The organism is Photobacterium sp. MCCC 1A19761, assembly GCF_037389125.1.
Classification (GTDB): domain Bacteria; phylum Pseudomonadota; class Gammaproteobacteria; order Enterobacterales; family Vibrionaceae; genus Photobacterium.
The window spans coordinates 206,418-219,924 of sequence record NZ_JAZGTF010000004.1 but is presented as its reverse complement, the minus strand read 5'-3'; the positions used below and the strand labels follow the sequence as shown (position 1 = coordinate 219,924).

Annotated in this window: 11 protein-coding genes; 7 read left to right on the top strand and 4 right to left on the bottom strand. The window is 50.9% G+C overall.

Annotation, left to right across the window (positions count from 1 at the left end; all coding sequences use genetic code 11):
* Nucleotides 1–22 precede the first annotated feature (22 nt).
* The 3 genes from VV869_RS07545 to VV869_RS07535 form a co-directional block, all read right to left on the bottom strand.
* Complete coding sequence (locus VV869_RS07545) at nt 23–925, bottom strand: alpha/beta hydrolase (RefSeq protein WP_337734370.1); 903 nt, start codon at nt 923–925, stop codon at nt 23–25.
* Between the two features lie 51 nt (nt 926–976).
* A complete protein-coding gene (locus VV869_RS07540) occupies nt 977–2,857 on the bottom strand; it encodes an Lnb N-terminal periplasmic domain-containing protein (RefSeq protein ID WP_337734369.1) in 1,881 nt (626 codons plus the stop codon).
* 104 nt (nt 2,858–2,961) lie between these two features.
* Complete coding sequence (locus tag VV869_RS07535; protein ID WP_337734368.1) at nt 2,962–3,444, bottom strand: DUF3015 family protein; 483 nt, start codon at nt 3,442–3,444, stop codon at nt 2,962–2,964.
* Between the two features lie 282 nt (nt 3,445–3,726).
* Here VV869_RS07535 and VV869_RS07530 point away from each other — a divergent pair, with 282 nt between their 5' ends.
* From VV869_RS07530 to vctC, 6 genes are all read left to right on the top strand, one after another.
* Complete coding sequence (locus VV869_RS07530; protein ID WP_337734367.1) at nt 3,727–4,038, top strand: hypothetical protein; 312 nt, start codon at nt 3,727–3,729, stop codon at nt 4,036–4,038.
* 418 nt (nt 4,039–4,456) lie between these two features.
* Nucleotides 4,457–6,034 carry a peptide ABC transporter substrate-binding protein gene (locus VV869_RS07525; RefSeq protein WP_337734394.1) on the top strand — a complete coding sequence of 526 codons (1,578 nt, stop codon included), beginning with the start codon at nt 4,457–4,459 and terminating at the stop codon, nt 6,032–6,034.
* Nucleotides 6,035–6,258: 224 nt separating this feature from the next.
* Nucleotides 6,259–7,167, top strand: a complete 909-nt coding sequence (locus VV869_RS07520) for a siderophore ABC transporter substrate-binding protein (RefSeq protein ID WP_337734366.1) — start codon at nt 6,259–6,261, stop codon at nt 7,165–7,167.
* Between the two features lie 29 nt (nt 7,168–7,196).
* Nucleotides 7,197–8,135, top strand: coding sequence for an iron chelate uptake ABC transporter permease subunit VctD (gene vctD / locus VV869_RS07515; RefSeq protein ID WP_261602438.1), 939 nt, complete (start codon nt 7,197–7,199; stop codon nt 8,133–8,135).
* Nucleotides 8,125–9,075: an iron chelate uptake ABC transporter family permease subunit gene (locus VV869_RS07510; RefSeq protein ID WP_337734365.1), complete on the top strand. Its 951-nt coding sequence runs from the start codon at nt 8,125–8,127 to the stop codon at nt 9,073–9,075. The genes vctD and VV869_RS07510 overlap by 11 nt, the downstream gene beginning before the upstream one ends.
* Nucleotides 9,076–9,082: 7 nt before the next feature.
* Complete coding sequence (vctC, locus tag VV869_RS07505) at nt 9,083–9,838, top strand: iron chelate ABC transporter ATP-binding protein VctC (protein WP_337734364.1); 756 nt, start codon at nt 9,083–9,085, stop codon at nt 9,836–9,838.
* A gap of 189 nt (nt 9,839–10,027) precedes the next feature.
* Here the strand turns inward: vctC and VV869_RS07500 are convergent, their stop codons facing one another.
* Complete coding sequence (locus VV869_RS07500) at nt 10,028–10,999, bottom strand: AraC family transcriptional regulator (protein ID WP_337734363.1); 972 nt, start codon at nt 10,997–10,999, stop codon at nt 10,028–10,030.
* 118 nt (nt 11,000–11,117) lie between these two features.
* Between VV869_RS07500 and VV869_RS07495 the strand changes: the two genes are divergently transcribed.
* Complete coding sequence (locus VV869_RS07495) at nt 11,118–13,136, top strand: TonB-dependent siderophore receptor (RefSeq protein WP_337734362.1); 2,019 nt, start codon at nt 11,118–11,120, stop codon at nt 13,134–13,136.
* Nucleotides 13,137–13,507: the final 371 nt, after the last annotated feature.

Here is a 13,507-nt window from a genome sequence, read left to right as displayed (position 1 = left end):
GGTGGAGCGACCGAGAATTGGTTTAGCGTTGTGAGAGAACAAGGGAGCCGGCATCCTCGGCCATCTTGCTACAGGCCTGCTCCTGAGGTTTCAGCGCCGGCCAGCTTTCGAGTTGGCAGAACAATTTTTCCCGCCATGCTTCATCCTGCCAAATCGTAGTATGACCCGGTTGTTCGGAAAGCCATAACTGTTTGGGGCCGTTCGCCAGGTCAAACAGGGTCTGTGCGTGGCTTTCGTCAATTAAAGGATCGTTGGTGCTATGCGTGATCAGAATCGGCACTTGCTGAATGTTCGCGATAGCCAGTGACGGCGCGTAGTGATTGGTCACTGTCCAACTGAGCGGATACTGAAAAAGCCAGGTCAGCCAGGACTTGCCTAAGGTCTGCTGCATGATTTTCTGGTGTGAGCTGAAGGTACTGTCGATGATCAGGCCCTGTGGCCGCTCGGCGGGGGGCAGCTCAGCGACCATGTTAATGGCGATGGATGCCCCGAGGCTTTGCCCCCAGACAATCACCGGTCGGTTGACACCTTGTTGAGCGCGTACCATCCGGTAGCTGTCCAACGCATCTTGCTGCACCGAAGCAAAATCGGGACGACCGACAGAGCGTCCGTAGCCACGGTAGTCGATTAGTATCACTTCCCAGCCTTGTTCGGCCAGCCAATAAACATTTGCGGCGTGAAAACTCAGGTTTTGCGCGTTACCGTGCAGAAAAAAGATGGTGCCTTTCTCGGGGCCTTTGGCTTGAATTTGCCAACCATGGATGATTGTGCCGTCCTCGGTACGAAAGAACCGATCCCGTTTGGTAAAATCAAACATCTCAGGTGTTGGTGCCATTTTCTTTGTTGGCCAGAAAAACAGACTTTCGCAACCGGTCAGGCTGGTGGTGAGCCAAGTACAGATGATGATGATCCAGAACTTACGCAACGGTATCTCCCCCTTTTCCACGTGTCCTTAGTGTAGTGTTCACGACCAGGCTTACCAGTAATATCGATAAGACACACTGGTTTCTGTTGCTCCGTCGTAGCTGACTTGAGTCCGGATATCCCAGTCTTTCGCCTGCCCGAAGCGCTGTTCCCAGGCCAAGCTGTGCCCGTGTTGTGCGGTATTATCCAGATAGTAGTGATAGCCGACAGCCAGGGATGTCCGCCAATACGGGGTCACCCGGGAAATTAATCCTGCGGAGACACCGGCTTTAACGTGGCCACGTTCCCGATCAGGAGCCTGCAGTTTGCCATCAAGCATGCCGTAAATTGCACTCTCCTGATTCAGGCGGTAGCTTTTTCCCAAGGAACCGGAGATCCCGGCCACCAGGCAGTCGTCGCATGCGAAGTCAACATTGGCCACCCCGACACGCAGAGTCCAGCTGTTGCCACCGTCATGGGGAAGTCCGGTGCTGGATACGTTCAGGTTCTGGATCCGGAACAAGTCCCAGTGCTTGAGGCGCCATTGATCGTCTCGGTACAGCAACGAGAGATCAAACATCGAAAGTTCAGAGAAGGGCAGACGTCCGGCATCAAGGGCCAGCAAGTCATAATAATTGGCCCGGTACCGTAATTCGACCCCTTCGCCCAAGCGGGAGTTGTAGGTTGGCGCCAGTTGAATGAATGAAGGAAACTGCGCTTCATGCGGCGGTGTGCCCGCCGGTGCTTTCCAGTCAACGGGCGTTGCCGGGAGGGTAAACCGCTTGGCGAGCAGTTTCCGTTTGGCGTCGTGTTGTTCGGGGTCAAGCCCATCTAAAGAGACTTCCAGAAAACTGTAGTAATCAAACAGTGTTTCAATAATCCGCTGCTGGCTCAGTGTACTCTGATTGTGAAAAGCAGACTGATTCAGCGCTTCAATATCTTGCGCCAGGGCTTCTGCGACAGCCTGTTCTCGATGGTTTAACCGATGAAATTTTTGATAAAACGCTTCCTGTCGTGACTGATGCTTCCGGATTGCCTTGGCCAGCGTCTGATCCCGGTTCACCCCGGCGACACCAGCGACGACATCGGAGGGCATGACCCAGGGCTTTCGGGTATTTAACAACGAACCGTCAACCGCCAGCTCTAGGAGTTTGGCGATATGGTAGGCACAGTTTTGTTTGAAGAAATAATAGGTAAAAGTTTTATCATGGATTTCCCAATGATGGGCCAGGATAAAGTCGACTTCCTCCTGGGTCAGATCCAACTGATATTCCCAAAGATCACGCAGTTCATTTTCGTTATAAATCTGGCTGTGGCGATGAAATGGTTCGGATGAATACTGTGCCTGGTATCCGCCAAAAATACCCCAGGTGATGTATTTGAGTTTATTGTCCTCTGGTGGCACCATGGCCCCGTAGTTCAGGGTGTTTTCAAGGAGTTGCGTTTTGTCATCATTATTGAGTTTCACCAGCAGGTGGCCGTACATTGAAGCCGGGTTGCCCAAGTAGCCGGATGCAAACAGCAGGCTGAGCGAGTTCGCCCTGTGCTCAGCGGCATGCGCTGCATACTCCGGACACGCAACGGTCGGCAGGGCTTGTGCGAACCCCGGTAACATTTGCGACAGCCAGTGTTTTCTGGCAGGAAAGCGGCATTGGGCAGATACATTCGGCTGGGTCTCTTTGTGCAGCATGGCGGCGATGGTTGCGCTCAGTTCATCTGCCGGGGATGTTTTTCCCGTAGGTGCCAGAAAAAAATGCTCTGATGTCACCTCACTGGCAAGCACGCTTGAAAAAGTGCTTTTTTCATAGTGGCCCAGCTTGAGCCAAGTCGGGTGTTGGGCTAACTGTTGCTGCTGTGCGGCAAGCCAGGGTTCATCGAGGGCTGCGGCTTGTGCCGTCTGGGCGATTGCAGGGCTGATGCAAAGCAGTGCCGGGAGCAAGGAGTGTTTGTACATGGATGAAGAACTACGCAAGAGGGTGGCTACCGAGGCAGAAAGAAAAACCGAAGCTGAAAGAAAAAAGGCAGCCCCAGGCCGCCTTTTCAATACATCGCGAGAGATTAGGCTGCAGTGTTTGCAATCAGCGCGTTGTAGTAAAGCTCAGCTTTTTCAGCGGTGGTCGCATTCGCGTAGTTTGGCTGGCTAACGATACCCGCCATGTCAGCACGGACTGCCGCGATCACGTCAGCGCGAGCGGCTGGAGTGACTTCCAGCAGATCAAGCATGGCTGTGATGTGTTCACCGTTACCAATCGCTGTTTCTTCAATGATGTTGTTGTAGCTTTGCTGGATGAACATCGCTGTCTTCACATTGGCTCCGGCACAAGTGTTTACAGACAGACCTGCAGAGGTCACAGCAGTTGTACCCAGATCCCAAATAACATTCGATATTGCCGCTGCTGGAGCGATATCTTCAAAAATCATGGCACCGATACCACAGTCAGTCCAAGGGTTCAGACCTGATGATGCTTTTCCATCAGCCATTGACATTGGTGCAGCGAGAACTGCAGAAGCGATAGCCACCGCGGTGATTAGTTTTTTCATTATTGTTCCTTATTTGTCCCTATTCATATACATGTCCCTTATTAGGTGACGCGTATCATAAGAGGCAAGATAGTAGTCAATCTCGCTATTTGATTCAATACGGAAGAAGTCATTTTTTACTTATAGTCTGAAGTGGGTTCCACCCGGGATTCTCATGAGGTTGACTGAATATGCAGCAACTTTCTTCGCAGGGAGACTATGATTACAAGGAGCCCACTGTTCCTCATTGTGTGATGGGCATGCTGTTTTCGGGCAGCGATGTACAGATGACGGAGAAGAACTATGAAAAAAGCGCAACTTGTACTGGCAGCCGCGGCAGTCGCCATGTCGACTTCAGCTTTTGCCGATATTAAGATTTCTGACAGGGAAAACGGTGCCTGGGTGACGGTGACCCATCAAGGTGCACCGGCAGCGAACGCGACGGTGTCCGTTGTTAATTTGCCGCAGGTGCGTCAGAAATATCAAACGGACGAAAACGGCCGGGTCTTTTTACCGATCTCAGTGACGAACTCCCGATCTGTAAAATACCGGGCTGTGACCCAGGAAGGGAATGTATATAGCAAATTTGCGTTCCACTCAGACAAGAAGCGTTGATGTGATAAGGCGCTTGTTCTGTTGAGAAGTCGCGCTTCTGCAGACACGCTTGTTTCATGGGCCCATTAGGGCTCATGAATTTCTTTAACTCCTCAGTTTTCTCCCTCTTTTATTGATTTTCCCCTGTCTGTGCTTTCGCCATTCACTCAATTCCTGATGTTCCCAAAGCTCTCGATGCGACACAAAGTTTCGCGACGCAATTGACCGCCCGTTGTTTTTTGTGAAGTCCGGGTTGGCGTTTATTAGAGGAATATGGAATAACTTAGTCTGATATGGATGTTGAATTCAGGTTGCGCTTCGGGTCTTATCGGTGCCGCGATGATTGCTTGCATCGTTTGACTATAAGCTTATGAAATAAAAGAAGGAATTTATCTTGAAAAAGATTCTGTTATCAACCTTGGTCAGTGCTGTTTTGGGGATGCCGACGTGGTCAGCCTTGGCGGCTGAAGTACCGAGCGGGGTGGCCCTGGCGAAAGAGCAATATTTGGTGCGAGCAAACGGCGCAGAGCCGAATACCCTTGATCCGGGCCTGGTAGGCTCGGGTAGTCCGGGCGATGTGATCGTCAATGATCTGTTCGAAGGGCTGGTGATTGAAAACCTGCAAGGAGAAACCATCCCGGGGCAGGCGGCATCCTGGACGATTTCAAAAGACGGCCAAACCATCACGTTCAAATTGCGTGATCAGTTACAGTGGTCTGATGGTTCGCCGTTGACTGCACACGACTTTGTGTATGCCTGGCGACGGGCGGTGGATCCGAGTACCGGCAATACCACCAGCTTTTATTTTCAGACCGCCAATGTGCTGAACGCCGAGGCCATTATTGCCGGGGAGAAACCCGCCTCGACGCTCGGGGTTCAGGCGCCGGATGACGGTACGTTAGTCATTACCCTGGCGCAGCCGACGCCGTATTTCATCAGCTTGATGAGCATCAAAACTTTCTTCCCGGTTCCCCGTGCGGTGGTGGAGCAATACGGGGACGCCTGGACCCGTGCGAAGCACTTCGTTTCCAATGGTGCTTATGTGCTGAAACAGTGGGTGCCGAACGAAAAAGTTGAGGTGGTGCGAAATCCCTACTATCGGGACAACGAGAAAACTGTGATCGATGGCGTCACCTATCTCGCACTCTCTTCACAAAACGCTGAACTGACCCGTTACCGGGCTGGCGAAATTGATATGACCAACCGGGTCCAGCTGGAATACTACCAGAAGCTCAAACAAACCAATCCTGAACAGATTAAAGCGTTGCGGCTGTTGGGATCTTACGTCTATGCCTTTAATACCCGGGTGGCGCCGTTTGATAATCCGGATGTACGCCGGGCGCTGAATTTGGTGATTGACCGGCAGTTGCTGGTGGAGAAAGTGACCGGCCAGGGCGAGCCACCGGCCTATTCTGTCGTGCCGGACATTATTCCGGGCTATCAGGCACCGGTACCAGCGTTTGCGGTGCAATCCCGACAGGAGAAGCTCGCACAGGCACGCGAGCTGTTAAGCAAGGCTGGATATAGCCAAGCGAAACCGTTGACGGTGAAGCTGACCTACAACACCAGTGAGAACCATAAGAAAATCGCCCTGGCGATTGCCTCGATGTGGAAACAGCTGGGGGTAAAAGTCGAGTTGGAAAACATGGAATGGAATGCCTATCTGGCGGCCAAATCGACCGGGGATTTTACCGTGGCCCGCTCGTATGCATTTGGCGACTTTGCAGAGCCGTCCTCAGTGCTGGAAAGCTTCACTTGTGGACATGTCGGCAACGAAAGCGGATTTTGCAATGACACCTTTGACCGTTTGCTCAATCAGGCCGCGAACACACCTGAAAAGGCCCAGCGCTATGCATTGTTCAATCAAGCTGAGCAGATCCTCCTGGAGAACTCACCGGTGATCCCGCTCTATCACTATAACCATACGCGTCTGGTGCGCGACTCTTTGCAGGGCTTCCCGGAAAATAACCCGAAAGGCAACATTTACGCCAAAGATATGTATTTTATCGCCCAATAATATTCATTTCATGGATATTACGGGGAGGTTCAACCTGCGATGAAAGGGGCTATCAGCCCCTTTTTTTGATCGCGGATTGTTGATTATTCAACCTGACTGTTCGGTTATTGTGATGGTCAGTTTGATTTCTATGGGATGGATGTCCAATAGGTTGAATACGGTGCCAACTGCGAGTATATTGCAAACGTTTATGATAATGGATTTCATTAAGGTTTTTAATTCTTATGAACAAAATTGCAGTATCAGTATTACTCGGTCTTTGTACCTCACTACCCGCATTAGCCGCTCCGGTCACGATTGAACATCGGATGGGGGAAACCGTCATTAAAGAGACGCCAAAACGTGTCGTTGTCCTTGGCATGGGCGCCTTGGATGCTGTGGACAAATTTGGTATTGAACCTGTGGCGGTGAATAAGGTAGCGCAGCTTCCTGAATACCTGCACAAGTATAAAGATGCAAAATACGCTGCTGCGGGCAGTCTGTTCGAGCCGGATTTTGAAACCATCTATATGCAAAAGCCGGATTTGATTATTGCCGGCGCGCGTGCATCGACCAGTTATGACGAACTGTCCAAGATTGCGCCGACGATTGTGTTTGCCGCCGAGAGCGATAAAGGCTACTGGGAAAGCACGAAACAGCAGTGGCGGAACCTGGGTAAAGTGTTTGCTATTGAAGCCAAGGTTGAGCAGAAGATTGATGCACTGGACGCTGAGTTCAAGGCCGTTCGTGACTACAACCAGAAACATGAAGTGAATGCGCTGACCGTGATGAGTTCAGGCGGCAACATTACCACTTTCGGTGCCGAATCGCGCTTCTCTGCCATTTATAAAGACTTCGGGTTTAAAGAAGCGGCGAAAAGTGTCAAAACCAGTAATCATGGCGACTTGATTTCATACGAGTACATTCGTAAAGCCAATCCGCAGACCCTGTTGATTATTGACCGCGACAAGCTGGTGAATAAAGGCGAGAGCACAACGCGTCAGGATTTTGAAAATGATCTGATCAAAGCGACCCAAGCTTACCAGAACAACAAGATGACCTTCCTGGATCTGAACGCCTGGTATGTGTCGATTTCGGGCGTGACTGCGACCGAGCAGATGATCAGTGATGTGAAACAGTCCATCGGTCTCTGATTGAACCGCCCGACAAGCTGAGGTTAGCTTTGAAAAAGTTATTGCTTGTTCTCGCGGGTTTAAGTCTGGCCTCGTTATTTGTTGGTGTCAGCGAACTGTCGTTCAGCCAGGTGATGGCTGGGGATGAGAGTTCGCTGCATTTGCTTTTAACGAGCCGACTGCCACGGCTGCTGGCAATTTTGCTGGCCGGCGCTGGTTTAAGCATCGCGGGACTCATTATGCAGCAAATCAGCCAGAACCGGTTTGCTGCACCTTCCACGTCCGGCACCATCGAGTGTGCCATGCTGGGATATGTGCTGAGCCTGGTCCTGTTCGGACACGGCCACAACCTGTGGCTGATCTTCGGGGTTGCGATGGCAGGTACACTGGTATTTGTGCAGTTCATTCAACGGATCCAGTTCAAAAACGCCATTTTCATCCCATTGATCGGCATTATTTTCGGCAATGTCGTCGACTCTGCCGCAACGTTTATTGCCTATAAATACGATGCGGTGCAGAACTTGTCCGGTTGGACGGTGGCCAATTTTGCCAATATCCTGCAAGGGGATTTTGAGCTGCTCTATATAGCCGTCCCAATTGCGATTTTCAGTTATCTTTATGCGACGCGTATTTCCGCCGTCGGGCTCGGCAAAGACTTTGCGGTGAACCTGGGGCTGAATTATCAGCAAGTGGTCACGATTGGCGTGCTGCTGGTCTCGGTGCTTGCAGCCAGCGTGGTGATGATTGTCGGCCAGCTCCCGTTTTTGGGGCTGATTGTACCGAACCTGGTCAGTCATTTCTTTGGCGATAATTTGCGCAAGAATATTCCGTTGACGGCGGTATGTGGCGCCTTGTTGGTACTTGGATGTGACCTGATCGGCCGCTTGATCATCTTCCCGTACGAAGTGCCGATTTCAATGGTGATCAGCATTTTGGGCGGCGGCGTGTTTATTTTCCTGATTCTGGGAGGGCAAAAACGTGTCGGATAGTCGTAAGCTCTGGATTTTGGGCATCACTTCACTGGTGTTTGCTGCCTTATTTATCGGTGTCGGGCTCAATGCGGATAACTATGCGTATTTCCTGTCCCGCCGGGTGCCGAAGGTGTTAGCGATGGTTCTAGCGGGGGTGGCGATTGCGCAATCATCCTTGGTGTTCCAGACCATCACCCATAACCGGATTCTGACCCCCAGCATCATGGGTTTTGATTCGCTGTATGTCCTGACGCAGGTCAGCGTGGTGACGCTGTTCGGGAGTTTCAGCGCTTACAGCCTCAATGCTTATCTGAACTTCTCGCTCTCTGCCGGGGTGATGGTGCTGTTTTCGCTGCTGTTGTTTGGCTTTTACTTTGCCAAGCAGGGCCGGAATTTATTCACCCTCTTGTTGTTGGGACTGATCCTCGGCCAGCTGTTTATCAATGTCTCGTCGTTTTTCACCATGTTGATGGATCCGAACGAGTTTTCGACGGTTCAGGCCAATCTGTTTGCCAGCTTCAGTAATGTGAAAGTTGAGCTGGTGTATCTGTGCTTGCCGTTGCTGGTGGCCGCCAGTGTGGCTCTGTTCCGGATGAACCGGGTGCTGGATGTTTTCTGGCTGGATCATGATAACGCCATCAGCCTGGGCGTGGATGTTCGGCGAACCACCATGCAGGTGCTGATGTTGTCGGCATTTCTGATTGCGGTCTCGACGGCACTGGTTGGCCCGATCATGTTCTTCGGCCTTCTGGTGACCAACCTGGCCCGGGAAGCGTTCGGGACTTATCATCACCGAGTGCTGATGATTGGCTGCTCGTTGCTAGCAGTGTGCGCGTTGCTCTCGGGTCAGTGGGTGATCGAAAACATCTTCCAGTTCGAAACCACGTTAAGTGTGGTGATCAATTTCATTGGTGGGGCTTACTTCCTGTCGATGTTGTTCAGAAACAAGATTGTGTAGGTCCGTGATGATTATCGTAGACAAATTAACGAAAACCTTCGGCCACAGTAAAGTGGTGAGTCAGGCGAGTGCCCAGTTCGAAAAAGGGAAAGTCACCGCCATTATCGGCCCCAATGGCGCCGGGAAAAGTACCTTGTTGTCGATGGCGAGTCGCCTGTTGCCGAAAGACAGCGGGAGCGTGGTGATTGACTGCAAAGATCTGGCAGAGTGGGATACCAAGCAGCTGGCGAAGAAGCTGGCCGTGCTGCGCCAGGCCAACAATATCACCATGCGGTTTACCGTCCGGGAAATGGTCGCTTTCGGCCGGTTCCCTTACTCGCAAGGGAAGCTGAATACGCAGGATCAGGAGGAAATCAATAATGCGATTGAATACCTCGGCTTGACTGCAATTCAGCATAAATACCTCGATGAGTTGAGTGGGGGGCAGCGTCAGCTGGCATTTATTGCGATGGTGATTGCCCAGGACACAGACTATGTGTTCCTGGATGAGCCGCTGAATAATCTCGACATTAAACACTCGCTTCAGATTATGAAGAATATCCAGCGCCTGGCCCGTGACATGAATAAGGCGGTGGTGGTGGTGATCCACGATATCAATTTTGCCGCTTGCTATTCCGATATCATTATCGCGCTGAAACGTGGTGAAGTGGTGGCCAGCGGCACCGTCAATGACGTGATTCAGGCGTCGGTGCTGAGTGAGATATACGAAACCCCTTTTAATATTGTCGAAGTGGACGGCAAGCGCATGTGTACGTACCACTAAGTCATTTGAGACGATATTCAGTCAATAACCAAGCCGCCTTCGTCTGAAGGCGGCTTTTTCATGGCTGTATGTATGATGGCGGCGCGGATGGTGCAGCAAGAGCGCAAAGTGATGGGCAAGAGGGGGAACGCTGCATCTGACGATTTCGTCGGCTCCACTGATGGCGAATAATTTGTAATGAAATCCGGATCACTTGGTGGCGTAAATTTGCTGCGGCGGCACGCCAAAAGTACGTTTGAACGCATTGGTGAAATTGGCCGGATGTTGATATCCCGCTTCATAAGCGGCCTCGGTGATGGTAATTTGCCCGCGCTCTAATTGCAGTTTGGCAATTTCCAACCGGCGGATCCGGATATAACCGCTGACGGTCAGGTTGAGGTTTTGTTTAAAGCGCCGCTGCAGGTTCGAGACACTCATTGAAAACTGAGCGGCCAGGCGCTCCAGCGACAAATCCTGATCCAGGTGTTTCTCGATATAATTAACAATATGCGCGACTTGAGAATAGTGCGAACAGAGGGTATCGGCTTCCATTTTAAATGAATCATGAGTCAGTTGATTCAGGACACGAGCCGCTAACGTGTGGGTTAATATTTCAAACTGCATTTTTTCCTGAAATGTTTGTGGATGTGATAAGGCCATCAGCGCCTGCGCCAGTTCCAGCATCTCCTGATCCAGCGCGATAGGTTGATGAGCCTTATGGTAGCGGGTAAATTGCTGCACGGGACAGTCAAGGCCGGCGCGCTGGGCAATCCACGATGGGTGCATGATGATATTGAGTTTGCTGACTTGGTTACCGGCTCTGAACTCCCGTCGAAAGTTGGCCGGTTTGGCTAAATTCACAATCACCGCACAGGGTTCGGATTTTGTGTTTAAGTGAAATTCCAGATCGTCATAGCTGAACTTTAAGTGTCCTTTGAGCAGCAGGGTGACGATAACGGATGAGGGAATCGCAGACATCATATTCGAGTCCGCCAGCTCTAAACTGGTCCCGCCATGCACCTTGATGTTGTCATCAAAGCAATATGCAATGAAGTCCCCTTCCGCGAGCGGGGTTTGCCGGGTGCGTTCTTGCGTCAGAATCAGTTCTTTATCGTGACACTCGATTTTCTTCGTTAGCGCAACTTTCTTTATTTTTCTGTTTTCTTTCTGTGAAAGTATCATTTTGACCATTCCTCATAACCACTGTGCAGTTTCACATAAGTTATTAAGCTTTTCGTTAATGAGAATCAATCTTATCATAACTGCGAATTATTATTATTTGTGTTCGGGAATTTTTTTCATGGAATGGGTAAAACATACGTCTGCTAAACCCTCGTTACTTTGTCTTGCTATCGGTATGGCGCTCTCTTCCGGCGCTTATGCCGAAGAAAAACAGTCATACTTTGATGAAATGGTTGTTTGGGGAACGAAAGTTTCCAGTAACTCGGAGTCGCTATATTCGCAGGATATGTCGCTCAAACAAGCAGACCATATGTCTGATTTGTTGCGCGACATTCCAGGGGTAGACGTGGGTGGGACGCATTCCGTGAACCAGCGAATTACGATTCGTGGTCTGGGTGAAACCGATCTGGATATCCGTCTCGATGGCGCGTCTCAGCACGCTAATATGTTCCACCACATCGGGAACCTGACCCTGAACCCGGACATTCTGAAATCTGCCGACATCCAGGTGGGCAACAACTCGGTCACTCAAAATGGTCTGGGCGGTGCGGTGTACTTTGAAACCAAAGATGCCAAAGATCTGCTGGGCTACAACGAACAATTCGGTGCCCGTGTGTTTGGTGGTTACCAGTCGAATGACAGCCAGCAGGGTTCTTTGACAGTATACGGCCAGCTGACGGATACCGTTGATGCAATGGTGTATGGCCACTATATCACCCGCGATAACTTCAAAGATGGGGAAGGCCACAAAACCATTGGTGCCAAAGGTAATACTTACAATATCCTGGGTAAGGTCGGTGTTGAGCCGACTGAGAACCACCGGTTTGAACTGGCCTACGACCTGTATCGTGATGGCGGAGATTACAGCCCGCGTCCGGATATGGGCGGCAGTGCCAATGGCGAGCTTTCTAAGAAAGCAGTGATACCGACCGACTATGATCGTGACACCATCACGCTGAGCTATGCGCTGGACGCCGGTCAGCACGTGGGGAAAGTGGCGCTGTATACCAGCAAAACAGAAATCAACCGAAATGAAGCCGTGTTGAAAACTTATGGTGTGCGTTGGCCGGGCGATCGTTTGTCTGAGAGCAGCGCGGAAAATACCAACACGGGTGTGAACGCGAAGTTCCAGTCCCAGCTGGAATTGTTGTCCCTGGCAAATCAGCTGACTTATGGTCTGGACTACATGAACAAAGACAGCGAAAGCACCTATGGTGGTGCCAAGTTCATGGATGAAACAGCGAAAAGTGCGGCGGTGTTTGCTGAAAATCAGATCTTCTTCACCGATGATTTTTCTGTGACTGCCGGTCTGCGTTATGACGATTACAAGCGTGAAGCCGTCACGGGCACGGATAATTTCGATGAAGTGACCTGGGCATTGGGCACCGAGTGGAATGTGACGCGATACTGGACGGTGTTTGCCAACGCGCGCTCCCTATTTAAAGGTCCTGAACTGTTTGAAACTTACGTGAAGTATCAGGATGTGACCTTCCTGGCTGACGATATCAAAGCGGAAACGGGCCTGAACACCCAAGGTGGTGTGCGCTACGGTAAGAACATTGGAGAGCATCGTGTTGGCGCTAATGTCACGGTATTTAAAACCGGCATTGACGACTACATCATGACCAGTTATCAAAAAGCATCGAAAACATACTTAGTTTCCAATGCCGGCGATGTAGAAATTACCGGTTTTGAAGCCAGCGCCAGCTATGGGCTGGGGATGTTCAACAGTAAGTTGTCTTATGCCAAGTCGGATACTGAATACAAAGACACAGGTAAGCCGGTTCTGCATGAAAATGGTCGCAGCATGGATGTGGGTGACAGCATTGCCCTGACGCTGGATTACCAGTCTGAATCCCTGGAAACCATCTTCGGCCTGACCTCGATTGTGGTTCTAGATGAAGACAACGTCCTGGCCGATCAGCCGGAGAAAGAAGGTTACGATGTTCATAACATCTATGCGCAGTGGGTACCTTCCAAGGTTGAAGGGCTAAGCGTGACCTTCGGGATCGACAACCTGTTTGATGAAACCTATACCTCACATGCGTCTCGCTCGGGTGTAGCACGCGGCACCATTAACTTAAACGACTACGAGCCAGGTCGTAACTTCAAGCTGTCGGCCGCTTACCAGTTCTAAGCCTGCCAAAGGACAACCGAAAGACACCGATAATCGACCCCCCACTGGTGGGTCGATTTTTTGTATTCACCTGGCGGTGCCGTGACAAGGCGAGGGCGTGATGGTTGAGGATATGCTGGGACTCGTTCAACATTGCCGATAGAAAAAGCGCTCCAACAGCCCGAGGCTAAGATACGATCGCCGACAAAAACGCTCTTGGGTGTCTCGACTTTTAGAGTGGAAGTAATGACGAGAATGGGTTCATGGGACGTTGATTCGCCAGACGCCTCGGTTGCTACAATCGGGAGTGCAAGCAATGTGAATGAGAGCGGTAGTAAACTGGAACAGCAGGTTTGATAAATCGTGCTGATCAGTCAGTGTCGCAGGGCAGT

Excerpts from the sequence above, each read along its gene's own strand:
- VV869_RS07500 (WP_337734363.1), bottom strand. The coding sequence starts at position 10,999 with ATGATACTTTCACAGAAAGAAAACAGAAAAATAAAGAAAGTTGCGCTA.
- VV869_RS07495 (WP_337734362.1), top strand. The coding sequence starts at position 11,118 with ATGGAATGGGTAAAACATACGTCTGCTAAACCCTCGTTACTTTGTCTT.
- VV869_RS07520 (WP_337734366.1), top strand. The coding sequence starts at position 6,259 with ATGAACAAAATTGCAGTATCAGTATTACTCGGTCTTTGTACCTCACTA.
- VV869_RS07535 (WP_337734368.1), bottom strand. The coding sequence starts at position 3,444 with ATGAAAAAACTAATCACCGCGGTGGCTATCGCTTCTGCAGTTCTCGCT.
- VV869_RS07525 (WP_337734394.1), top strand. The coding sequence starts at position 4,457 with ATGCCGACGTGGTCAGCCTTGGCGGCTGAAGTACCGAGCGGGGTGGCC.
- VV869_RS07530 (WP_337734367.1), top strand. The coding sequence starts at position 3,727 with ATGAAAAAAGCGCAACTTGTACTGGCAGCCGCGGCAGTCGCCATGTCG.
- VV869_RS07540 (WP_337734369.1), bottom strand. The coding sequence starts at position 2,857 with ATGTACAAACACTCCTTGCTCCCGGCACTGCTTTGCATCAGCCCTGCA.
- vctC (WP_337734364.1), top strand. The coding sequence starts at position 9,083 with ATGATTATCGTAGACAAATTAACGAAAACCTTCGGCCACAGTAAAGTG.